Raw genomic sequence first — 21,574 nt, forward strand, 5'->3', positions numbered from 1 at the left:
TCCAAAGACCGGACGAGGATAATTTGGCATTTGACAAGTGCACGCTGTTGAGTTCTCAAGGATCGGACGCACCCGAACACCCACCAACCAAGGCAGGACGCTCAGGGCAACTTCACAATCTTATCCGGCGGATCCGGGGCTGTCAAAGCAGCCGGGCCGGAGCCGGAACCTCCATCTTACACCCGCGAAACCGTGAGTGGAAGAAGAGGAGGTGTGGTCCGCTGCTTGAGGGGAGCTGGTGACCTTCCGGCCTCTCGCTCAACCCTTTGGGGCGAACAGGTAAAACATTACGCGGATCCCGCGGACCCGGCAAATCACGGCCTCACCCCGGGCGTGTCGCGATCAGTGAAGGCCAGGCCAGCGCACAGAACCAGGGTTGCGGCGCCCCACAGCCCGCTGGCGGCGGGGAGCACACGGTAGGCGAGGTGCTGCGCGGTGAACTCCGCGGTCAGCGGTCCGTATGCGGCCAGCCCGACCAGCCAGGCGGCCGCGAGAACGGCGGGCAGCGAGACCCACCAGGCCACACGCAGCCACGTCGGCGCGCGACGAACGACCGCGACGACCGGGCGTCGACGCAGCCAGAGCAACGCGAACACCGCGACGATCAACAGGCCGGCCGCGCTCGAGACGTGCTGCAGCCACCGATAGCCGGGCATCGGCCCCCACTGGTCAGCGAGGAGCGGCACAGCCTCGACGCCCCATCGCCCGTCGTGCGTGAACAGGTCCCACACGATGTGGGACAGCACCCCGAGCGCGAGCGACAGCACCACGAGCAGTGGATACGTCCACCGCCCGCGGGGCAGGAACGTCGCGGCGACGGCATCCCTCCCCCGCATCCGCCACTCGGCGGGAAGCCGCCCCGCAACCACAGCCGGCAGCAGTTCCACGGAGGCGGGGCGCAGCACCGCCCGCCAGATCAGCAGCAGCGCCGCGGCGATGAGCGTGGTCCACACGAGGTTGGCCGGCGCGTGCGTGAACCCGTAGGACGGGCCGAGGCCGCGCAGATACAGCGGCAGGTCCGGCGTCATCGCACCGATCGCGATCGCGGCCGGCACCAGGGGCGTGCGGACGAACGGCAGTGCCACGACGGCGTGGCTCGGGGTGAACGGCATGACGGGTGCGCGGCGACTCAACCGCCGATGAGCACTCCGGCGAGCGTCTTCTTCCCGCGGCGCAGCACCGACACCCCACCGGGCAGCGTGCCGTGCACCGCGACGTCATCGCTCTCCACCCGCTGCCCGTCGAGCGAGACGCCGCCCTGTGCGATCGCGCGGCGCGCCTCGGACAGGCTGGACACCAGTCCGGTGGCCACCAGCGCCTCGGCGACCGGCGTGCCGGCGGCGACGGTCGCGTTCGGCAGCTCGTCCAGCGCCGATCGCAGGGTCGCCGCGTCGAGCGCCGACAGGTCGCCCTGCCCGAACAGCGCCTCGGATGCCGCGATCGCGGCTGCCGTGGCATCCGCGCCGTGCACGGTCGTGCACACCTCGAGTGCGAGGCGCTTCTGCGCCGCGCGGCGGAACGGCTCGGTCGCGACGAGCTTCTCGTACTCCTCGATCTCGGCGCGGGTCAGGAACGTGAACACCTTCAGCCGCGCGATCACGTCGGCATCGTCGGTGTTCAGCCAGAACTGGTACATCCGGTACGGGCTGCACATCTCGGCGTCGAGCCAGATCGCGTTGCCCTCGCTCTTGCCGAACTTGGTGCCGTCGCTGTTGGTGATCAGCGGCGTGCCGATCGCGTGTGCGGAGACCCCCTCGACACGGTGGATCAGGTCGGTGCCGCTGGTGAGGTTGCCCCACTGGTCGCTGCCGCCGGTCTGCAACACGCAGCCGTACTGGCGGTACAGCTCCAGGAAATCCATGCCCTGCAGGATCTGGTAGCTGAACTCGGTGTAGCTGATCCCGGCGTCGGAGTTGAGGCGGGCGGCGACGGCATCCTTCTTCAGCATCGTGCCGACGCGGTAGTGCTTGCCGATCTCGCGGAGGAAGTCGATCGCGCTCAGCGGCGCCGTCCAGTCCAGGTTGTTGACGATGCGCGCGGCGTTGTCGCCCTCGAAGCTGAGGAAGCGCTCGACCTGGGCACGCAGCCGGCCGACCCACTCCTCCACGGTCTCGCGCGTGTTCAGGGTGCGCTCGGCCGTGGGCCGGGGATCTCCGATCAGACCGGTGGACCCGCCGACCAGTCCGAGCGGCTTGTGCCCGGCGAGCTGGATGCGACGCAGCGTGAGCAGCTGCACGAGGTTGCCGAGGTGCAGGCTGGGTGCGGTCGGGTCGAATCCGCAGTAATACGTGATCGGATCCCCGCCGAGAAGGGCGCGCAGCGCCTCCTGATCGGTGGACACGTGGACGAGGCCGCGCCACACGAGCTCGTCCCACACGTTCTCGAACGTGGGATCGAGCGCCACGGGCGCTGTCGTCAGAGCGGGATTCGACACGCGTTCCAGGCTATCAGCGGCGCCGAGCGCCCCTCACACGTGGGCGCACCACCACACCAGGAACGCCGCCCCCAGCCCGATCACCCAGCTCACCAGACTGCCCACGAGGAAGTACTCGGCGCGACCGCCGCTCTCGCCGTCCTTGGAGATCTCCGGAAAGCGCACGATGCCCTTCGCCGCGAGCATGGCGGCGAGCACCGGGTAGGCGGCCGTGAGCGTGAGCATGAAGACGATCACGCGCTCGAGCGGCCCGATCAGGCGCCCGCCCTTGAACCCGCCTCGCATGGTCGGCGGGTCGGATGCCGGTGGTGCGGCGATTCCTGCATCCGCGGGCTGCCACGCGTGCTCCCCCGTCAGCGCCGCGCGGACCACGAGGTTCGACGACTCCAGCAGGAACACCAGCACGCCGAGCACGAGCATGGCGAGGTCGAACGAGACGGCGCCGAAGGGTGTCTTCAGCTGCCAGACCTCGCCGACGATCCCGACCGTGCCGCGGTCCCCGATCCACAGCACCGCGACGATGCACACGAACGCGAGGGCGACCGCCGGCCAGAAGCTCCATCGGGCGTCACGGCTCTCGGGCATGCTCCACAGCCACAGCGCGCCCAGTACGGGCGCGACGATCATGGGCGCCAGTGCATCGGCCGCGCCGCCCAGGATGAGCAGCACGACGAGGATCGCCAGGTACCCGCCCCAGCGCCGCGGCACGAACTGCCGCACCAGGTCGGCGGCACCGATCGCGAACAACAGGAATCCGGCGACGATCACGCGGCGTCTCCCGTCAGCTCGGCGAGACCCTGCAGGATCGCGACCGCGCCGCTGCGGCGGAGCGCCTTGGACACCGCGGGCTGGGTGATCCCCTCGCGGTCGGCGAGCTCCTGCTGCGACGTCCCGATCACCCGGCCGTAGGCCAGGCGGCGCTCGCGCTCGCTCATCGACCCGACCAGTTCGTCGCGCAGAAGCAGATAGGCGTTCGCGGTGGCCACGGTGCTGTCCATGACCTCATCCTGCCCCGGGGCACCGACGATCCAGGTGCGCGCGTTCGGCGCGCTGCCGCGCTCGCGCGCATGCACGGTGTCGATCGCCTTCCGCGCTGCCCACCAGCCCGGCCCGTCGGTGAGCGGTCCGGAGGCGGATTCGATGGGTCGGATCTCGCCGATCCCGACGCCGAACCGGAACCCGATGCCGTCCGGAAGGGCGAGCTGCAGCATGAGCAGCGAGGTGAGCGCCGCGCCGAGCCCCGGGTACGTCCCCTGCTGCTCGTCCCCTACTGTGGGCGTCAGCGGCCGGGTGGCGAGGGGGCGATCGCGTTCCACGCGCGCGATGGCCTCGTCGAGGACGCGCTGGGCGTCGGCGCGATCCTCGAGTCTGCGGGAGCCGACGATGTCGGCGATGACGGCGATCACCATGGCATAACCATATCACTAATAATCTTAGTACATTCCAGAAACAGGAATATTTCAGAATCATGACCGATCAGAGCATCCCCTGGCAGGACGGCCACTGGACCACCGCTCCCCCGCACGTCGCACTGGACGACGGCATCCTGCGTGCCACGGCGGCGGAGGGCAGTGACGCATGGCGACACACCGCCTACGGGTTCGTGCACGACGACGCGCACGCGCTCGTCGCGCCACTGGCTGTGGGCGAGGCGATGGAGGTCTCCTTCACCGCACCGTGGCAGGGTCAGTTCGATCAGGCCGGCGTGTACGTGCACGTCGACGCCGAACGCTGGGTGAAGGCGGGCGTCGAATTCGCGGACGGGCACCTCGGGCTCGGCGCCGTGGTCACCGATCGCCGATCGGACTGGTCGGTGGGTTTCGTCGACGAGTGGCGGAATGCGGAGATCACCGTGCGGATCAGCCGCTGGCCGGATGCCGTGATCGTGCGCGCCAGGGCGGGTGCGGAACCGTGGCGGCTGGTGCGGGTCGCCCCGTTCGAGGCGGATGCCGCGGCGTCCGCCGGCCCGTTCCTCGCCGCACCCACGCGGGAGGGCCTGGAGGTATCGTTCACGCGCTGGCGACGCGGCGCCGCGGACGACGCCCTGCACTGACGCGGCTCAGCGTCGCAGGCGGCTCAGAGTCGCAGGCGGCTCAGAGTCCGAGAGCGTGCGCGGCAGCCTGCGCCCTCGCGACGAGCTCGGCGCGCTGCTCGGCCACCCGCTCAGGCGCCGTGCCGCCGGCGCCGGAACGCGACGCGACGGATCCCTCGATCGACAGCACCTCCCGCACCTCGGGGTCGAGGTGCTCCGATACGGAGCGCAGCAGCGCGTCGTCGGCGTCCTCGAGTCCGATCCCGCGCTCCTCGCAGGCGCGGACCAGCGCACCGGAGATCTCGTGGGCGTCGCGGAACGGCACGCGCCGCTTGACCAGCCACTCGGCGACGTCGGTCGCCAGCGAGAACCCCTGCGGAGCCAGAGACGCCATCCGCTCGGTGTCGAACCGCAGCGTGGCGATCATGCCGGCGAAAGCGGGCAGCACCACTTCGAGGGTCTGGACGGAGTCGAAGACGGGCTCCTTGTCCTCCTGCAGGTCGCGGTTGTACGCCAGGGGAAGGCCCTTGAGGGTGGCGAGCAGGCCGGACAGGTTGCCGATCAGGCGCCCGGACTTGCCGCGGGTCAGTTCCGCGATGTCGGGGTTCTTCTTCTGCGGCATGATGCTCGAGCCGGTGGAGTAGGCGTCGTCGAGGGTGACGAAACCGAACTCGCGCGTGTTCCAGAGGATGATCTCCTCGCTCAGGCGGGACAGGTCGATGCCGGTCATCGCGGCGATGAACGCGAACTCGGCCACCACGTCACGGGACGACGTGCCGTCCAGCGAGTTCTCCGCGGGGCGGTCCAGGCCCAGCTCGCGGGCGACGAGCGCCGGGTCGAGGCCGAGCGTGGAGCCGGCGAGCGCTCCCCCGCCGTACGGCGAGACCCCGGCACGCCGGCGCCAGTCGACCAGCCGCTCGATCTCGCGCACCAGCGGCCAGGCGTGCGCCTGCAGATGGTGCGCGAGCAGCACCGGCTGCGCGTGCTGCAGGTGCGTGCGGCCGGGAAGGATCGCGGACGGGTGCGCCTCCGCCTGCGCGACGAGCGCGTCGATGACGCGCAGCAGGTCGCGGGCGATGACCCTGGCGTGGTCGATGAGGTACATCCGCACGAGCGTCGCGATCTGGTCGTTGCGGCTGCGCCCGGCGCGCAGGCGCCCGCCCAGGTCGGCGCCGACCTCCGCGATCAGGGCCTTCTCGAGCGCGCCGTGCACGTCCTCGTCGCCCGGGTCGGGGCGGAGGGTGCCGTCCGCGATGCGGGCCGCGAGCGCGTCGAGACCCTCGTGCATGCGATGGGCCTCGTCGGGCTGCAGGTACCCGGCCGCCTCCAGCGCGGTGGCGTGAGCGTGGGATCCTGCGATGTCGTACGGGGCGAGCACCCAGTCGAAGTGCGTGGAGCGGCTCAGCTCCGCCAGCTCTGGCGACGGCCCGCTCGCGAACCGCGCACCCCACAGTGCGCCCTCGTTGGTGCCGTCGTGCTTCGCCTCACTCATCCGTCCAGCCTATGGGATCGGACCGCGAGCCTTGCGGCGCGGTCGACCAGCCACTCCAGGGGTCCGCGCCCGATCAGCAGCGCCCACACCGTGCACCCCGCGATCGTCCACACCGTGAGCGGCCAGAACGGCTCGAGGTCGCGGAACGCCTGCAGGTCGCCGGCGTCCCCGGCGACGGCGACGGCGATCGCCGCCCAGACCACCAGCTGCACGGTGTACGCGGTCAGCGGCATCGCGCCTGTCGCGCGCAGCGGCAGCACGATCATCCGCAGCATCCGGTTGCGGCAGAGCAGCAGGCAGCCGCCGATCACGGCGATCGCGAAGCCGCCGCTGCCGATCACCTCCAGCAGCCCGGTGGAGTGCGGCTCCGCCTGCCACACTCGCTGCAGGTACTCCGATGACGGGTCGGGCGGCACGAGCGCGAGCCCGTAGCCGAGCGTCGCGAGTGCGGCCCCGGCGATCAGCATCCGCAGCTGCACCGCGCGCGCGGTGACGCCGGCGCGCGCCACGCCGAGACCGGCGAGCAGGAACGCCATCCACGCCGGGAACGGATAGTGCCAGCCGAGCAGGTCGGACAGCTCAGCGCCGTACTGCGCCTGCCACAGCGGCAGGTCGGCAAGCATCGGTTGCAGGAGCGGCATGATCAGGGCGAGTGCCGCGGCGAGCGCCAGCAGCACGCCGGCGCCCAGCCGCAGGAACGGCAGGGCGAGCAGGAACAGGATGCCGTACGCCGGCAGGATCACGTACACCGGCACCCCGGTGAGGATGAGCAGGATCCCCAGCATCCACAGCAGTCCGGCTCGCGCCGCGAGACGTCCGCGGGCGCGATTCAGGGCGGGCCCCGGCAGCGGACGCGGGCCACCGGTGACCAGCCCGATCGACACGCCGGCGAGAGTGGCGAACAGAATGGAAGAGCGGCCGTCCACGATCGCCGACCAGGTGGCGGGGTCTGTCCACACCCACTGCTCGGCGGTGACGAGCAGGTGTGCGGCGAACATGCCGATCACGGCCAGCCCGCGGGCCAGGTCGACGCCGCCGACCCGGTCCGGTCCGTTCAGTCTGGCCAGCCGAGCGGCGAACGCCGCCGGAGTTCCGGTCAGCTCTTCTCGAGCAGCCACACCAGCAGGGCCTTCTGCGCGTGCAGGCGGTTCTCCGCCTCGTCCCACACCACGCTCTGCGGCCCGTCGATGACGTCGGAGTCCACCTCGTACCCGCGGTCGGCGGGCAGGCAGTGGATGAAGATCGCCTCCGCATCGGCGAGCCCCATGAGCTCGGCGGTGACCTTGTAGCCGCCGAGCTCCCGCAGACGGGTGGCCTTCTCCTCCTCCTTGCCCATCGACACCCACGTGTCCGTGACGATCACGTCGGCGCCTTCCGCGGCTTCGCGCGGATCGGTGAGCAGGGTGAGGGAACCCCCGGTCTCCGCTGCGCGGCGCTCGGCGGCCTCCACGACATCGGGGCGCGGCGCGTACGCCGTGGGCGACGCGATCCGCACGTGCATGCCGGCGGTCACTCCGGCCAGCACGTACGAGTGCGCCATGTTGCTGCGACCGTCGCCGAAGAACGTCAGTGTCAGGCCCCTCAGCTCGCCCTTGTGCTCGCGGATCGTGAGCAGGTCGGCCAGCAGCTGGCAGGGGTGGAAGTCGTCCGACAGCGCGTTGATGACCGGCACCCGGGTGCCCTCGGCCATCTCCTCCAGCCCGGACTGGGCGTAGGTGCGCCACACGATCGCGGCCACCTGGCGCTCCAGCACCCGCGCCGTGTCGGACGGGGTCTCCTTGCCGCCGAGCTGGCTGTTCGCCGTCGAGATGATCAGCGGCGAGCCGCCCAGGTCGGCGATGCCCACCGCGAACGACACCCTGGTGCGGGTGGAGGACTTGTCGAAGATAACGGCGACGGTCTGCGGGCCGGCGAGGGCCTTGTTCGCCCAGCGGTCCTTCTTCAGCTCCAGGGCGAGGTCGAGGATCTCGGCCTGCTCGGCCGGGGTCAGGTCGTCGTCTCGCAGCAGGTGGCGGGTCACTTCTGGGTCTCCAAGGGGGCGTGGGCGGTCTCGGCGACGGCGGCGAGCGCCGCGCCGAACAGGGTGAGGAACTCGGACACCTCGGCGTCGCCGATCGTGTACGCGGGGGCGATGCGGATGACGTCGTCGGTGGGTGCGTTGACGATGAGGCCGCGGTCGTGGGCGGCGGCGCGCACCTCGGCGGCCACCGGCGCGGTCAGGCGGATGCCGATCAGCAGGCCCGCGCCTCGGGTGTCCGCGACGAGCGGAAGATCGGCGACGCGCGCGCGCAGCTCGGCGCCCCGGGCGGTGACGTTCTGCAGCAGGCCGTTCTCCTCGATGTGCCCGAGCACGGCATTGGCGACCGCGCTCGCGAGCGGATTGCCACCGAACGTGGAGTTGTGCGTCCCGGGGTAGAAGAGTTCGCTGGCGGCGCCGAAGGTGATCAGCGCGCCGAGCGGGAAACCGGCGCCGATGCTCTTCGCCAGCGTCACGGCATCCGGCACCACACCCTCGCGCTGGAAGGCGAACCACTCGCCGGTGCGGCCCGACCCGGTCTGCACCTCGTCGAGGATCAGCAGCGCGTCGTGCTGCGTGGCCAGATCGCGGGCGCGGGCGAGGAAGCCGTCCGGCAGCTCGACGACGCCCGCCTCGCCTTGGATGGGTTCCACGATCAGGGCGGACACCGTCTCATCGAAGCCGGCCTCCAGACTCTCGATGCTGCGCTGGATGATCCGCACGCCGGGCAGCACCGGTTCGAACGGGTCACGGTAGGCGGGCTTCGGGGTCAACGAGAGCGTGCCCATGGTCCGGCCGTGGAACCCGCCTTCGACCACGAGGATCGTGGAGCGGTTCGTGCTGTTGCCGTGCAGGCGGGCGAGCTTGATCGCCATCTCGTTCGCCTCGGCGCCGGAGTTCGCGAGGAACACCCGCCCCTGCTCGCCGGTGCCGGCGAGTCGCTTCAGCCGGGCCGCCAGCTCCAACTGCTGCGGGCTGGCGAAGTAGTTCGACACGTGCGCGAGCGTGGCCGCCTGCCGCGACACCGCGTCGACGAACACGGGATGCGCGTGGCCGAGGCAGTTCACCGCGATGCCGCCGAGGAAGTCCAGGTAGCGGTTGCCCTCGGCATCCCACACCCACGACCCCTTCCCGCGCGTGAGCAGCGCGAGCCGCCCGCCCAGCGACATCAGGTCGCGTCCGGCGTCGTCCTGCCAGTTCATGCGCCCGTCTCCGCCCCGGCGACGACCTCGGTGCCGATGCCCTTGCTGGTGAACAGTTCGACGAGCACCGAGTGCGGCACCCGTCCGTCGATGATGGCGGCCGCGTCCACGCCGCCCTCGACGGCATCCAGGCAGGCGCGCATCTTCGGGATCATCCCGGATTCCAGCCCGGGGAGCATGCGGGTGAGGTCCCCGGACGTGATGTGCGAGACCAGCGAGTCGCGGTGCGGCCAGTCGGCGTACAGCCCCGGCACGTCGGTGAGGATGACGAGCTTGCGCGCCTTGAGGGCGACGGCGAGAGCGGATGCCGCGGCGTCGGCGTTCACGTTCAGCGACTGCCCGGGGTGGTCGAGATCGGGCGCGATCGACGACACCACCGGGATGCGACCGGACGAGAGGTGGTCGAGCACGGGCGTCGGATCGACCTGCACCACGTCCCCGACGCGGCCCAGGTCGACCTCCTCGCCGTCCACGACGATCCCGCGGCGGCGTCCGCCGAACAGGCCGGCGTCCTCGCCGCTCAGGCCCGTGGCGATCGGTCCGTGCGAGTTGATCTTCGCCACCAGGGTGGGGTTGATGTGCCCGGTGAGCACCATCCGGACCACGCTGATCGCCTCGGTGGAGGTGACGCGGTAGCCGCCCTTGAACTCGCTGGGGATGGCGAGCCGGTCGAGCATGCTGGAGATCTGCGGGCCGCCGCCGTGCACCACGACGGGCTGCACGCCCACGTAGCGCAGGTAGGCGATGTCCTGCGCGAACGCCTCCTGCAGCTCGTCGCTGATCATGGCGTTGCCGCCGTACTTGACCACCACGATCTGGTCGCGGAACTTCTTCAGCCAGGGCAGCGACTCGATGAGGGTGCCCGCCTTGACGGCGGCCTCCTCGGGGGCGGTGTCTTGCAGGTCTGTCATGAGGAGTAGGCGCTGTTCTCGTGGACGTAGTCGTGGGTGAGGTCGTTGGTGAGGATCGTCGCTGTCGCGTCGCCGGTCTTCAGGTCGATGAGCAGGTGCAGGGCGCGCGGAGTGAGATCGACCTCTTCGCGGGGACGGTCCGGGCCCCCCGCGGTGCACACGCGCACGCCGTTCATCGACACGTCGACGTCGTACGGGTCGAACTGGGCGCCGGTGGTGCCGATCGCGGCGAGCACCCGTCCCCAGTTCGGGTCGTTGCCGAACACGGCCGCCTTGAACAGGTTGTTCCGGGCGACCGAGCGCCCCACTTCGACGGCCTCGTCCTCGGTGGCGGCGCCGACCACCTCGATGGTGATGTCGTGGCTGGCGCCCTCCGCGTCCTGCTGCAGTTTCGCCGCCAGCTCGCGGCACAGCTCGGTGAGCGCCGCCGTGAAGTCCTCCAGGTCCGGCTTCACGCCGCTCGCCGCGTTGGCGAGCAGGGTGACCTGGTCGTTGGTGGACATGCAGCCGTCGGAGTCGAGGCGGTCGAAGCTGACGTGGGTGGCGCGCCGCAGCGCGGCATCCGCCTCGATGGCCTCCAGGTCGGCATCCGTGGTGATGACGACGAGCATCGTGGCAAGGCCAGGCGCGAGCATGCCCGCCCCCTTGGCCATGCCGCCGATCGTCCACCCGTCGCGGGCGATCACGGCGGTCTTCGGCACGGTGTCGGTGGTCATGATCGCCTCCGCCGCGGCCTGTCCGCCGTCGGCGCTGAGTGCGGCGACCCCCTGTGTGACGCCGTCCAGCACCCGGGATCGGAACGTCTCGTCGCCGGTGCCGATGAGCCCGGTGGAGCACACCAGGACGTCCCCGGCGCTCACGTCGAGCAGCTCGGCCGCCTTCTCGGCGGTGAGGTGCGTGGTCTGGAAGCCGAACGCGCCGGTGAAGCAGTTCGCACCGCCGGAGTTGAGCACGACCGCCTCGACGACCCGGTCGGCGATGGCCTGCTGCGACCACAGGATCGGGTTGGCCTTGGCGCGGTTCGTGGTGAACACCGCGGCGCCGACCTTGCGCGGTCCGCGGTTGACGACCACGGCGACGTCGGGCTTGCCGGTCGACTTCAGGCCGGCGGCGACTCCGGCGGCTTCGAATCCCTGAGGGGCGGTGACGGTCACGGTGCCACTCCGTTCACGGTGAGGGCGCGGTCCTCGGGCAGACCGAGCGCGATGTTCATGGACTGGACGGCCGCCCCGGCGGTGCCTTTGACGAGGTTGTCGACCGCGGTGACGACGGTGACCCGGCCTGCGGCGCGGTCCACGGCGAGACCCATCAGCGCGGTGTTCGCACCGAGGACGTCGGCGGTGCGGGGGAACCGCCCCTCCGGAAGCAGCTGCACGAACGTCTCGTCGCCGTACGCGCTCTGCCAGGCGTCCCGGATCTCGGCGTCGGTGGCGCCGTCGGCGATCGGCGCGCTCGACGTCGCGAGGATGCCCCTCGCCATCGGCACGATGATCGGGGTGAAGGAGATGCGGATGCCGTCTCCTTTCCCGGTCGTTGATGCGGAGTCGGTGTGGGTCCCTGAGCCTTTCGAAGGGCCCCGCGCTGCCTCCAGCGCCTGACGGATCTCCGGGATGTGCCGGTGCGTGCCGCCGACCGCGTACGGGTTGGCGCTGCCCAGGATCTCGCTGCCGAGCAGGTGCGGTTTGAGGCTCTTCCCCGCGCCGGACGGACCGACGGCGAGGACGGTGACGATGTCGGACGGGTCGATCACGCCTGCCGCCACGCCGGGCGCGAGGCTCAGGCTGACGGTGGACGCGTTGCAGCCGGGGGCGGCGATGCGAGTCGCGCCGCGGAGACGATCGCGCTGCTTGCCGTCGCCGACCAGCAGTTCGGGCACGCCGTAGGTCCACGGCTCGTGGAAGTGCCCGCCGTAGAAGGCGTCCCAGGCGTCCTGCGAGGTGAGCCGGTGGTCGGCCCCGGCGTCGATGACGAGCGGGACGTCGCCGAGTGCGTCGGTGTATTGCCCGGACTGGCCGTGCGGCAGCGCAAGGAACACGATGTCGTGCCCGGCGAGGATCTCGGGCGTGGTGTCCTGCAGGGTGAGATGCGCCAGGGAGCGCAGGTGCGGCTGGTGATCCGACAGCGACTGACCGGCGTTGGAGTGCGCGGTGACGGTTCGGATCTCGATGTCGGGATGCGCGGCGAGAAGCCGCAGGATCTCGCCTCCCGCATAGCCGGATGCGCCGGAGACGGCGACGGTGTACGTCATGGTTCCACCTTAACGGTCGGGGGTCGCCCGTTACGGGCGCGGGCCGAGGGGCGGCGACCCGGCTCACCCCGCCGACAGCGCGGCGCGGGAGGGCGGGGTCGCCTAGATTCGGCGGCCGCCACGACGTCGGCGCGCGACTGCGACGCTCGGAACGAGCGTGAGGCGGAAGGTCGCGGCCGGAGGCATGCCGCGACGATAGCGCCCGCGGTGCGGCATCCGCAAATCAGCCGTCGCCGGCCGTCGCGAAGGCGGCGTCGACGGCGTCGGCGAAGGCGGCCATGCTGAGGAACTCGAGATCGGGGGTGACGCTCACGCCCGGGTCCGGCGTCGCACCCCACCCCGGCTGCGCGTGCCGGCGGTTGATCCACACGGTCGGCAGTCCGGCGGCCTGGGCGGGGACGTGGTCGTGGAACAGCGACTGCGCGACGTGCAGCAGCCGGCCGGCGGCTCCGATCTGCTCGGCCCGGTCGAGGAGTGCCGTGAAGTTCGCCGGATTCGGCTTGTACGAACCGATGTCCTGCGCGGTGAGGATCTCGTCGAACTCGACCTGGAGCCGCCGATTGCTGCCGGCGAAGCCTACCCGGTCGACGTTGGAGAGGATGATGAGCCGGTAATGCCGCTTGAGCCGGTTGAGCGCGTCGGCGGAGTCCGGGAACGCCGGCCAGTCGGGCACGGACGCGGCGAGCGCGTCGGCGTCCTGGTCGGTCACCGGGAAGCCGAGCGTGCCGCCGGTGCGGCGGAAGGCCTCCCGCAGCACGTCGGGATAGCGGGTGGCCGGCTCCTCGCGCTCGACCGCGGCTTCGTGCTCGGCGTAGGCGACCAGGACGTCCTCGTCGGTGAGCGACGGGTCGTGCCGGCGCCCCCACGGCCCGAGGATCGCCGCGATGCCCGCCTCCCAGTCGATCAGCGTGCCGTAGCAGTCGAAGCTGAGGGCGCTGTACGCGGTCAGGTCGAGCGTCATCGTCATCTCCTGGAGGGTGCGTGGCTACTGCGTGACACACTACTCCCCTATAGTGAGGGCATGTCCGACGTCATCGCCGATCTCGCCCTCGTCGACGCCCGCCTCATCGCCGAGCGGGTGAGCATGGCATCCGCCATCGAGGCGCTCCAGACCACGCTCCGCAACGGATTCGACCCCGAGGACGACCTCCCCCGCACGATCGCCGACATCCCCGGCGGGCAGCTGCTGCTGATGCCCGCTGCGGCCGGCGGCGCGGTCGGCCAGAAGTTCGCGAGCGTCGCACCGGGCAACCCCGCGCGCGGGCTGGAGCGCATTCAGGCGGTCTACATTCTCATGGACGGAGAGACGCTGACCCCGACCGCGCTGCTGGACGGCACGGCGCTGACGAGCCTGCGCACCCCTGCGGTGTCCGCCGCGTGCGCCGACGTGCTCGCGGGGCCCGAAGCGGGCGACCTCGTCGTGTTCGGCACCGGCCCGCAGGCGGTCCGGCACGTCGAGGCGTTCGCCGCGATCCGGTCGTTGCGTTCGGTGCGTCTCGTCGGGCGTGATGCCGGACGCACGGCATCCGCCGCAGACGCGGCCCGACGCTACGCACCGGACGCCGACATCCGCCCCGGCACGGTCGACGACGTGCGGGCGGCCGACCTGATCGTGTGCGCGACGACCGCGGCCGCTCCCCTGTTCGCCGCGGATGCTGTCCGCGACGACGCCACGGTCGTGGCGATCGGCTCGCACGAGCCCGACCGCGCCGAACTGCCTCCGGAGCTGCTGGGCCGTGCGCAGGTGGTCGTGGAGAGCAGGCGCGTCGCCGCCGCCGAGGCCGGCGACGTGATCGGGGCGGTGCGGGCGGGGATGCTGCGCGCCGACGACCTCGTCACCATGCACGACCTGTTAACCGGGGCGATCGCCCCGGCCACCGACCGGCCCCGCGTCGTCAAGACCTGCGGCATGGGCTGGCAGGACCTCGTCGTCGCACGCCGCGCCGTGTGACGCGCAACCGCACCGCAGCACGAGCTGAGAGGACCCGCATGCGCTGGAGCACCGAGGACTGGCACACCGCCGGGGAGCCGTTCCGCATCGTCGAGGGCGTGCCGACGCACGGCGCCACCGTCGCCGAACGCCGGGTCGAGGCGATCACGGGCGAGGCGGACGCCGTCCGGCGCTTCCTGTGCCTGGAGCCCCGCGGGCACGACGACATGTACGGCGGGTTCATCACTCCCCCGGATGACGACGGCGCGGACTTCGGCGTGCTGTTCTGGCACAAGGACGGCTTCTCCACCGCCTGCGGGCACGGCACGATCGCGCTGGGCGCCTGGGCGGTGCGCACCGGACGGGTCGCCGCCGTCGAGGACGGCGAGACCGCGGTGACGATCGACGTGCCGAGCGGACGCGTGCAGGCGCTGGTCCGTCGCACAGCGGGCCGGATCGACGAGATCGTGTTCCGCAACGTCGAGTCGCGGGTGCTGCAGCGCGGCATCCGCCTGACGACATCGCGCGGAGAGGTCGACGTGGACCTGGTCTTCGGCGGTGCCGTGTACGCCACGCTCCCAGCCGCGGCGGTCGGCCTGACGGTGGCTCCCGAGCGCACCACCGACCTGATCGCGATCGGCCGCGAGATCAAATGGGCCCTCGACGAGCACCCCGCCGCGCAACTGGACGACGACCGCCTCTCCGGGGTCTACGGCACGATCCTGTTCGATGACCTCGGCCGCACCGACACGGGTCCGTGGCAGCGCAACGTGACCGTCTTCGCCGACGGCGAGGTGGATCGCAGCCCGTGCGGCTCCGGCACCGCGGCGCGGGTCGCGCTGCTGGCCGCCACCGGCGAACTCGCCGACGGGGAGGTCCTCACGCACGACTCGATCGTCGACACGCGCTTCCTGGCGAGAGTCACGGCGCGCACGGAGGCGGGCGTGATCCCCGAGGTGAGCGGACAGGCGTTCCGCGTGGGCGCGTTGTCGTTCGAACTGGACGAGGGCGACCCGCTCCCCGACGGCTTCAGCCTGCGCTGAGCCGCCGGGGACATCCCGCCGGCATGCGGGGTCAGCGGGCGAACGAGCCCCAGGACATGGAGAGGCCGGGCTCGCTGCGGCGCTGCGGCACGTTCCACGGGTTGTCGTCGCGCAGCGGCTCCGGCAGGAGCTCCTGCGGAGCCCCCTGGTACGCCACGCCGCGCAGGAAGCGGGTGATCGCCGCCGTGCCCACGCTGGTCGCGTCACTCGTGGTCGCCGGGTACGGTCCGCCGTGCTGCATCGCCGGCGTCACCGACACGCCGGTCGGCCACCCGCCGAACAGCACTCGACCGCTGGTCTGCGCCAGCGCGTCCACGAGGTCGGCGAGCGATCCGTCCGCGAGCTCCTCCGGCCGCGCGTGCACGGTCGAGGTGAGGTTCCCGGGGAACAGTTCGGTGTGCAGCGCCGGCAGCGCCGCGGCGTCCGGGTAGCGCACGACGACCGACAGCGGCCCGAACGACTCCTCCAGCAGCGCCTCGCGGTTCCGCAGCAGCGTGTCGACGTCCACGGTCACGACGGTGGGCGTCGCGTACGTCTGCCCCGCGTCGTCGGTGCGCACCTCCCCCTCGGCGAGGACGGTGACGCCGTCGGCGGCGAGCACGTCCTCACGCCGCTGGGTGAACCCGCGGCCGATGCCCGGGTTCAGCAGACGGTGCTCGGCGACCGCGGACGCCGAGGCGGTGACGGAGCCGAGGTCGGATCCCTCCGGGACGAACAGGAAGCCCGGCTTCGTGCACAGCTGACCGGCCGAGCCGGACACCGAGGTCACGAAGCCGTCCAGGAGGGCGGCGTCCGCATAGGTCGCGTACACCGGGTTGACGCTGCCGAGCTCGCCGTAGAACGGGATCGGCACCGGGCGGGATGCCGCGATGTCCGCCAGCATCCGACCGACGTGCGTGGACCCGGTGAACGCGCCGGCGCGGATGCGCTCGTCCTTCAGCAGCGCGACGCCGTTCTGCTGCCCCTCGATGAGCTGGAAGACGCCATCCGGCATCCCTGCGTCGCGCAGCGCACCGGTCACGATCTCCGCGGTGCGACGCGACAGCTCCGGATGCCCGGAGTGCGCCTTCACCACCAGCGGGCACCCGGCGGCGAGCGCGGCCGCAGAGTCACCGCCGGCGACCGAGAACGCGAACGGGAAGTTGGACGCGGCGAAGTTCAGCACCGGACCGACCGGTTCGAGCATGCGGCGCACGTCGGGTCGCGGACCGATCACGTAGTCCGGGTCGGCGAGGTCGATGCGCACGTCGAGGTACGAGCCGTCGACGATCGTGTCGGCGAACAGCCGCAGCTGCCAGGCGGTGCGGCGCAGCTCCCCCTGCAAGCGCGCCTCGCTCAGGCCGGTCTCGCGCATCGCGATGGCGATGAGCTCCGGCCCTGCGGCCTCCAGCGCGTCGGCCACGGCCACCAGTGCCGCACCCCTGTCGCGGGGCGTAGTCCTGGCGAACGGGCGGGCCGCGGCTGCCGCGGCTGCCGCAACCTCGTCGATCCTGCTGTCGTTGTCGGTCACGATTCTCCTTTAGAAGACGAAGCCCTCGGGGAACGGGTCGTTCTCGTCGAGCATGTACTGGCCCAGTCCGGTCACCCACGCCCGGCCCGTGATCGTCGGGATCACGGCCGGACGGTCGCCGACCGTCGTCTCGCCCACCAGACGTCCGGTGAACTCCGTGCCGATGAACGACTCGTTCACGAACGGGGTGTCCAGAGCGAGCTCGCCGCGGGCGTGCAGCTCGGCCATCCGGGCGCTGGTGCCGGTGCCGCACGGCGAGCGGTCGAACCAGCCGGGGTGGATCGCCATCGCGTGGCGCGAGCGGACGGCATCCGAGCCGGGGGCGATGAACTCGACGTGGTGCACGTGGTTCGCGCCCTCCAGCACCGGGTGCACGGGGGGCGCCTGCGTGTTGATGGCGTCCATGATGCGCAGTCCCGCGGCGATGATGTCATCCTTGCGCGCGCGGTCGAACGGCAGCCCGACCTCGTCGAGATCGACGAGGGCGTAGTAGTTGCCGCCGAAGGCCACCGAGTAGGTGATCTCGCCGATGCCGGGCACGTCGATGCGCTCGTCGAGCCGGTCCACGAAGCTGGGGACGTTCTCGATGGTCACATCGACCGCCCGGCCGTCCTCCACCCGCACCCGGGCGATGACGAGGCCGGCCGGGACGTCGAGACGGATCTCGGTGACGGGCTCGGTGACCTCCACCATCCCGGTCTCCACCAGCACCGTGGCGACGCCGATGGTGCCGTGACCGCACATGGGCAGGAACCCGGACGCCTCGATGAACACGACCCCCCAGTCCGCGTCCTCCCTGGCCGGCGGCTGCAGCAGCGCGCCGGACATGGAGGCGTGGCCTCGCGGCTCGTTCATGAGGAACCCGCGCAGACCGTCGAGGTGCTCCATCGCGTACAGCCGGCGGTCGTTCATGGTGTCGCCGGGGATGCGCCCGACTCCGCCGGTGACGACGCGCGTCGGCATCCCCTCGGTGTGGGAGTCGACGGCCTGAATGGTCCTGCGCGCGCGCATGTCAGGCGACCGCGGCGGAACGGGCCTTGATCGCGGCGAGGGCGCGCTCGGTGTCTGCCGTCACCTGCGCGCGCTGCTCGTCGCTCAGCGGACCGCGCGGCGGGCGGGTCGGGCCGCCGTACGAGTTGCCGCAGATGTCCATGGACAGCTTGATCGCCTGCACGAACTCGGTGCGCGAGTCCCAGCGGAAGACGGCGACGAGCTGCTCGTACAGCGCCTTGGCCTCGTGCCAGTTGCCGTCGGCGAGGAGGTTGTACAGCTCGACCGCCTCGCGCGGGAACGCGTTCGGGTAGCCGGCGAACCAGCCGACGGCGCCGTTGACCATGAGCTCGAAGAGCACGTCGTCAGCACCGGCGATGATGTCGATGTCGCACTGCTCCTTGATCTCGTACACGCGGCGGACGTCGCCCGAGAACTCCTTGATGGCGACGACCTCGGGGATCTCCGCGAGCTTGGCGACCAGCGAGGGCACCAGGTCGACCTTGGTGTCGAACGGGTTGTTGTACGCCATGATCGGAAGGCCGACCTTCGCGACCTCCTCGTAGTGCGCGATGACCTCGCGCTCGTTGGCGCGGTAGATGGTCGGCGGCAGCAGCAGCACGCCGTCGGCGCCGTCCTCGCGGGCGAGTTCTGCCCAGTGGCGGGCCTGGTGGCTGCCGACGCCGTGCACGCCGGCGATGACGATGCCGCGCCCGTCGACGGCCTCGACGGCGACCTGGATCACCTTGCGGCGCTCCTCGTCGGTGAGCGAGGAGTACTCACCGAGCGAGCCGTTCGGGCCGACGCCGCGGCACCCGTTCGCCATCAGGAAGTCGACGTGCTCGCCGAACTTGTCGTAGTCGACCGCGAGGCCGGCCGGGGCGGACGCATCTTCCTTGAACGCGAGGGTGGTGGCGACGACGACGCCGCCGAGGTCCATGTTCTGCTCGGTCATCTCTTCTCCTGGGGTGGGTGAGCGGATGCCGCGACCTCGGGCTCGAGGGCGGCGGGGCTGCAGTGCGCGGCGAGTTCACCGATGCGCACCGAAGACAGGACGGGTCGGCGATCCACGCCGAACGGGGTGCCGAGGATGTCCTCGACGCTGCGGCCGCAGGTGCGGCCCTGGCAGGCGCCGAGTCCGGCGCGGGTCGCGAGTCGCATCCCACGCGACGACGCGCCGGCGTACTCGTCGATCGTCGCCTTGCGCACCGATTCGCAGCGGCACACGATGGTGTCGGCGTCGAGCCAGCCGGTCCAGCCGGGCCGGATGCCGTGCACCTCGAGACGTGCGGCGAAGGCGCGCATCCGGCGGCGGGCGGCGAGGGGAGCGCGGTAGCGGAGGTCGGCGACGGGGACTCGTGCGGCGGCGAGCCCGGCGATCTCCCCCTCGGCGAGGGCGGCGTCGGCGCCGCCGATGCCGGTGATCTCGCCGGCGGCGTGCACGCCCGCGACGCTGGTGCGCTGCTGCGAGTCGACCTCCACGAAGCGCGCGGGCGTGATACGGCATCCGAACTGGATCGCCGCCTCGAGGCGCGGGGTGAACCCGTGACCGAGTGCCACGGCGTCGCACTCCACGGTGCGCTCGGTGCCGGGTACCGGTCGCCAGGAGGCGTCGATGCGCTGCACGGTGACCGCCTCGACCGACGACGTGCCGTGGATGCGGGTGACCGCGCTGCCGAACCGGTACGGGGTGCGGTGACGGGCGAGGGATCCCAGGTAGGACCCGAGCTCGCCGGCCTTGCCGGCCGCGGCGGTCAGCTGCCACGGGCGGGCTCCCCAGCCGGTCACGAGCGTGCGGACCGATGCGGCCTCGACCACCTCGGCGACCTCACCGCCCAGCAGGGACACGCTCTGCGCCACGGGGAGCAGGAACGGACCGGCGCCGGCGACCACGGTGCGCGTGCCGAGGGTCAGCCCGTCGCGCTTGGCCAGCGCCTGGGCGGCACCCGCCGACGTCACTCCGGGGAGGGTCCAGCCGGGCACGGGCAGCACGCGGTCGTGCGCACCGGTGGCCAGCACGACGGCATCCGCTTCGAGGGTCTCCCCGCGCCGCTCGGCCGCGTCGGCCGGGCCGATCAGCAGGTGCACCCGCGAGGGCGCGCCATGCTCGACGCGCCATACGCTCGCCGACGACAGCACGCGCACGCCGGCGATGCCGGCCTGGAGGGCGCCGAACCGGCCGAGCTGGTGCTGCAGGCGGGGATCGGTGAAGCCGGGGTGGTGCCGCCAGAACTGGCCGCCGACGCGCTCCCCCTCGTCGACCAGCACCACGTCCGCACCCGCGCCGGCGGCGGCCGCGGCCGCGGCCAGACCCGCGGGGCCGGCGCCGATGACGACGATCCGCCGTGCCGTGCCGCTCATGAGCGCACCTCCCGCTCGATGACGTCTCCGTCGCAGGCGGTGCGCTGGCAGGCGCGCACGCCTTCGACGCCGTTCACGGTGAGCACGCAGTCCTGGCATACGCCGATGCCGCAGAAGATGCCGCGGGCGGAGCCGTCGGCGTCGCGCCACGTGCGGTGCCCGTTCGCGAGCAGGACGCCGGCGATCGTCTGACCGTCGCGGCCGGCGATCTCGGTACCGTCGAAGCGGATGCGGACGCTCATGCGGGCACCCCCTGCAGGCTGCTGCGCGTGGGCAGGAACGGTGTCGGGTCCAGCGGGGCGGGTGCGCCGAGCACAGCGTGCGCGATGAGCGCCCCGGTGGTCGGCGCGAGTCCGATGCCCGCCCCCTCGTGGCCGGCGGCGTGGAACAGCCCGGCGACACGGCCGTCGGCGCCGATCGCGGGAAGGTGGTCGGGTGCGTACGGCCGGAAGCCGAAGTAGGTGCGCAGGAGCATCGTGTCGCTCAGGAACGGGAACAGCCGGGTCGCCTTGGCGGCGATCTCGGCGAGCGGCGCGAGCAGCCCGTCCTCGGAGAAGCCCACCCGCTCGCGGCTGGAGCCGATAAGCACGGTCCCTGCCGGGGTGGACTCCACGACGGTGGAGGTCTGCAGTGCGGCGTCGCCCGAACCCACCGCACTGACGTAGTCCGCGTCGTACACCTTGTGGAACACGCGCTGCGGCATCGGGGTGGTGACCAGGATCGTCCCGCGGCGGGGACGGATGTCGAGGTCGACGCCGAACAGCGCCGCGGCGGCGCCCGCCCATGGGCCGGCGCAGTTCACGACGGCATCCGCGTCGATCCGCCCCTCGGTCGTCTGCACGCCTCGGACGCGATCCGCCTCGACGACTCCGGCGACCGCCTCGGTGATGCGCAGCTGCGCGCCGAGGTGGCGGGCGCGGGCGAGCATCGCCTGCGTGGCGAGACTGGGCTGCACCTGCGCATCGTCGGGGTAGTGCACGCCGAGCGCGACATCGGGGGCCAGGTGCGGCTCCGCGGCGCGCAGTGCGCGCTCGTCGAGAAGGTCGGCACGGATGCCGATGCCGCGCTGCGACTCGGCGAAGCGCTCCAGCGCGGCAGCTCCGCGGTCGAACGCCACCACGACGCCGCCCTTGGCCTCGAACTCGGTGGCGGGCTGCCCCGGCACACGCTCGGCGTCGAGGCGCTCCGCCAGCTCGCGCCAGGCGCGGTTCGCCTCGATGGCCATCAGCGCCTCAGCGCCGGGCTCCTTGTCGGAGACCAGGATGTTGCCTTCACAGCGACTGGACGTCTCTCCCGCCACTCCCACGCGGTCCAGCACGATCACCTCGGCGCCGGCCTCGGTCAGCGCCAGTGCGCAGGCAGAGCCGACGGCGCCCGCACCGATGACGACTACGCGCATCCGTC

Annotated in this window: 21 protein-coding genes; 3 read left to right on the forward strand and 18 right to left on the reverse strand. The window is 71.7% G+C overall.

All coding sequences use genetic code 11. The features are described from left to right. Positions 1–314: 314 nt before the first annotated feature. Genes RIF65_RS14235 through RIF65_RS14250 form a run of 4 tightly spaced genes read right to left on the reverse strand, consistent with a single transcriptional unit; the run spans position 315 to position 3,843 of the window. Positions 315–1,112 (reverse strand): DUF4184 family protein, encoded by a 798-nt coding sequence (locus RIF65_RS14235; protein WP_309067038.1) that lies wholly within the window; start codon positions 1,110–1,112, stop codon positions 315–317. Between the two features lie 17 nt (positions 1,113–1,129). Then, a complete protein-coding gene (tyrS, locus tag RIF65_RS14240) occupies positions 1,130–2,434 on the reverse strand; it encodes a tyrosine--tRNA ligase (RefSeq protein ID WP_309067037.1) in 1,305 nt (434 codons plus the stop codon). Positions 2,435–2,467: 33 nt separating this feature from the next. Further along, positions 2,468–3,202, reverse strand: a complete 735-nt coding sequence (locus RIF65_RS14245) for a hypothetical protein (protein WP_309067036.1) — start codon at positions 3,200–3,202, stop codon at positions 2,468–2,470. Next, positions 3,199–3,843: a SatD family protein gene (locus tag RIF65_RS14250; protein WP_309067035.1), complete on the reverse strand. Its 645-nt coding sequence runs from the start codon at positions 3,841–3,843 to the stop codon at positions 3,199–3,201. Before RIF65_RS14250 ends, RIF65_RS14245 begins: the two co-directional genes overlap by 4 nt. Before the next feature lie 59 nt (positions 3,844–3,902). On the opposite strand from RIF65_RS14250, the gene RIF65_RS14255 reads away from it, so the two are divergent. Beyond that, positions 3,903–4,487, forward strand: coding sequence for a DUF1349 domain-containing protein (locus RIF65_RS14255; protein WP_309067034.1), 585 nt, complete (start codon positions 3,903–3,905; stop codon positions 4,485–4,487). A gap of 40 nt (positions 4,488–4,527) precedes the next feature. Here the strand turns inward: RIF65_RS14255 and argH are convergent, their stop codons facing one another. The 8 genes from argH to RIF65_RS14295 all read right to left on the reverse strand — a co-directional run bounded on the left by argH (position 4,528) and on the right by RIF65_RS14295 (position 13,297). Next, positions 4,528–5,958 carry an argininosuccinate lyase gene (gene argH, locus RIF65_RS14260; protein ID WP_309067033.1) on the reverse strand — a complete coding sequence of 477 codons (1,431 nt, stop codon included), beginning with the start codon at positions 5,956–5,958 and terminating at the stop codon, positions 4,528–4,530. Then, a complete protein-coding gene (locus RIF65_RS14265; protein ID WP_309067032.1) occupies positions 5,955–7,076 on the reverse strand; it encodes a heparan-alpha-glucosaminide N-acetyltransferase domain-containing protein in 1,122 nt (373 codons plus the stop codon). Before RIF65_RS14265 ends, argH begins: the two co-directional genes overlap by 4 nt. Continuing rightward, on the reverse strand, positions 7,055–7,978 hold the full coding sequence (argF, locus tag RIF65_RS14270; protein WP_309067031.1) for an ornithine carbamoyltransferase: 924 nt from the start codon (positions 7,976–7,978) through the stop codon (positions 7,055–7,057). The genes RIF65_RS14265 and argF overlap by 22 nt, the downstream gene beginning before the upstream one ends. Further along, entirely contained in the window at positions 7,975–9,177 is a 1,203-nt protein-coding gene (locus RIF65_RS14275) for an acetylornithine transaminase (protein WP_309067030.1), read from the reverse strand. Before RIF65_RS14275 ends, argF begins: the two co-directional genes overlap by 4 nt. Beyond that, positions 9,174–10,088 carry an acetylglutamate kinase gene (gene argB / locus RIF65_RS14280; RefSeq protein ID WP_309067029.1) on the reverse strand — a complete coding sequence of 305 codons (915 nt, stop codon included), beginning with the start codon at positions 10,086–10,088 and terminating at the stop codon, positions 9,174–9,176. The genes RIF65_RS14275 and argB overlap by 4 nt, the downstream gene beginning before the upstream one ends. Then, the gene (gene argJ / locus RIF65_RS14285) at positions 10,085–11,242 is read right to left on the reverse strand and encodes a bifunctional glutamate N-acetyltransferase/amino-acid acetyltransferase ArgJ (RefSeq protein WP_309067028.1); all 1,158 of its coding nucleotides are present in this window, start codon (positions 11,240–11,242) and stop codon (positions 10,085–10,087) included. The genes argB and argJ overlap by 4 nt, the downstream gene beginning before the upstream one ends. After that, positions 11,239–12,336, reverse strand: coding sequence for an N-acetyl-gamma-glutamyl-phosphate reductase (argC, locus tag RIF65_RS14290; RefSeq protein ID WP_309067027.1), 1,098 nt, complete (start codon positions 12,334–12,336; stop codon positions 11,239–11,241). Before argC ends, argJ begins: the two co-directional genes overlap by 4 nt. Positions 12,337–12,559: 223 nt before the next feature. Next, complete coding sequence (locus RIF65_RS14295; protein WP_309067026.1) at positions 12,560–13,297, reverse strand: haloacid dehalogenase type II; 738 nt, start codon at positions 13,295–13,297, stop codon at positions 12,560–12,562. Positions 13,298–13,357: 60 nt separating this feature from the next. Between RIF65_RS14295 and RIF65_RS14300 the strand changes: the two genes are divergently transcribed. Further along, positions 13,358–14,287: an ornithine cyclodeaminase family protein gene (locus tag RIF65_RS14300; protein ID WP_309067025.1), complete on the forward strand. Its 930-nt coding sequence runs from the start codon at positions 13,358–13,360 to the stop codon at positions 14,285–14,287. A 38-nt stretch (positions 14,288–14,325) separates the two neighbouring features. Continuing rightward, positions 14,326–15,309, forward strand: a complete 984-nt coding sequence (locus RIF65_RS14305) for a proline racemase family protein (RefSeq protein ID WP_309067024.1) — start codon at positions 14,326–14,328, stop codon at positions 15,307–15,309. Positions 15,310–15,340: 31 nt separating this feature from the next. Here RIF65_RS14305 and RIF65_RS14310 read toward each other — a convergent pair whose 3' ends face one another. The 6 genes from RIF65_RS14310 to RIF65_RS14335 are packed head-to-tail and all read right to left on the reverse strand — an operon-like array spanning position 15,341 to position 21,569. After that, complete coding sequence (locus RIF65_RS14310; RefSeq protein ID WP_309067023.1) at positions 15,341–16,819, reverse strand: aldehyde dehydrogenase (NADP(+)); 1,479 nt, start codon at positions 16,817–16,819, stop codon at positions 15,341–15,343. Between the two features lie 9 nt (positions 16,820–16,828). Beyond that, positions 16,829–17,830, reverse strand: a complete 1,002-nt coding sequence (locus RIF65_RS14315) for a proline racemase family protein (RefSeq protein ID WP_309067022.1) — start codon at positions 17,828–17,830, stop codon at positions 16,829–16,831. 1 nt (position 17,831) lies between these two features. Continuing rightward, positions 17,832–18,764, reverse strand: coding sequence for a dihydrodipicolinate synthase family protein (locus RIF65_RS14320; protein ID WP_309067021.1), 933 nt, complete (start codon positions 18,762–18,764; stop codon positions 17,832–17,834). Next, the gene (locus tag RIF65_RS14325) at positions 18,761–20,170 is read right to left on the reverse strand and encodes an FAD-dependent oxidoreductase (RefSeq protein ID WP_309067020.1); all 1,410 of its coding nucleotides are present in this window, start codon (positions 20,168–20,170) and stop codon (positions 18,761–18,763) included. The genes RIF65_RS14320 and RIF65_RS14325 overlap by 4 nt, the downstream gene beginning before the upstream one ends. Further along, positions 20,167–20,412, reverse strand: coding sequence for a (2Fe-2S)-binding protein (locus RIF65_RS14330; protein ID WP_309067019.1), 246 nt, complete (start codon positions 20,410–20,412; stop codon positions 20,167–20,169). Before RIF65_RS14330 ends, RIF65_RS14325 begins: the two co-directional genes overlap by 4 nt. Then, the gene (locus tag RIF65_RS14335) at positions 20,409–21,569 is read right to left on the reverse strand and encodes an NAD(P)/FAD-dependent oxidoreductase (protein WP_309067018.1); all 1,161 of its coding nucleotides are present in this window, start codon (positions 21,567–21,569) and stop codon (positions 20,409–20,411) included. Before RIF65_RS14335 ends, RIF65_RS14330 begins: the two co-directional genes overlap by 4 nt. Between the last annotated feature and the right edge of the window lie 5 nt (positions 21,570–21,574).

Source organism: Microbacterium sp. (assembly GCF_031180975.1).
Taxonomy (GTDB): domain Bacteria; phylum Actinomycetota; class Actinomycetes; order Actinomycetales; family Microbacteriaceae; genus Microbacterium.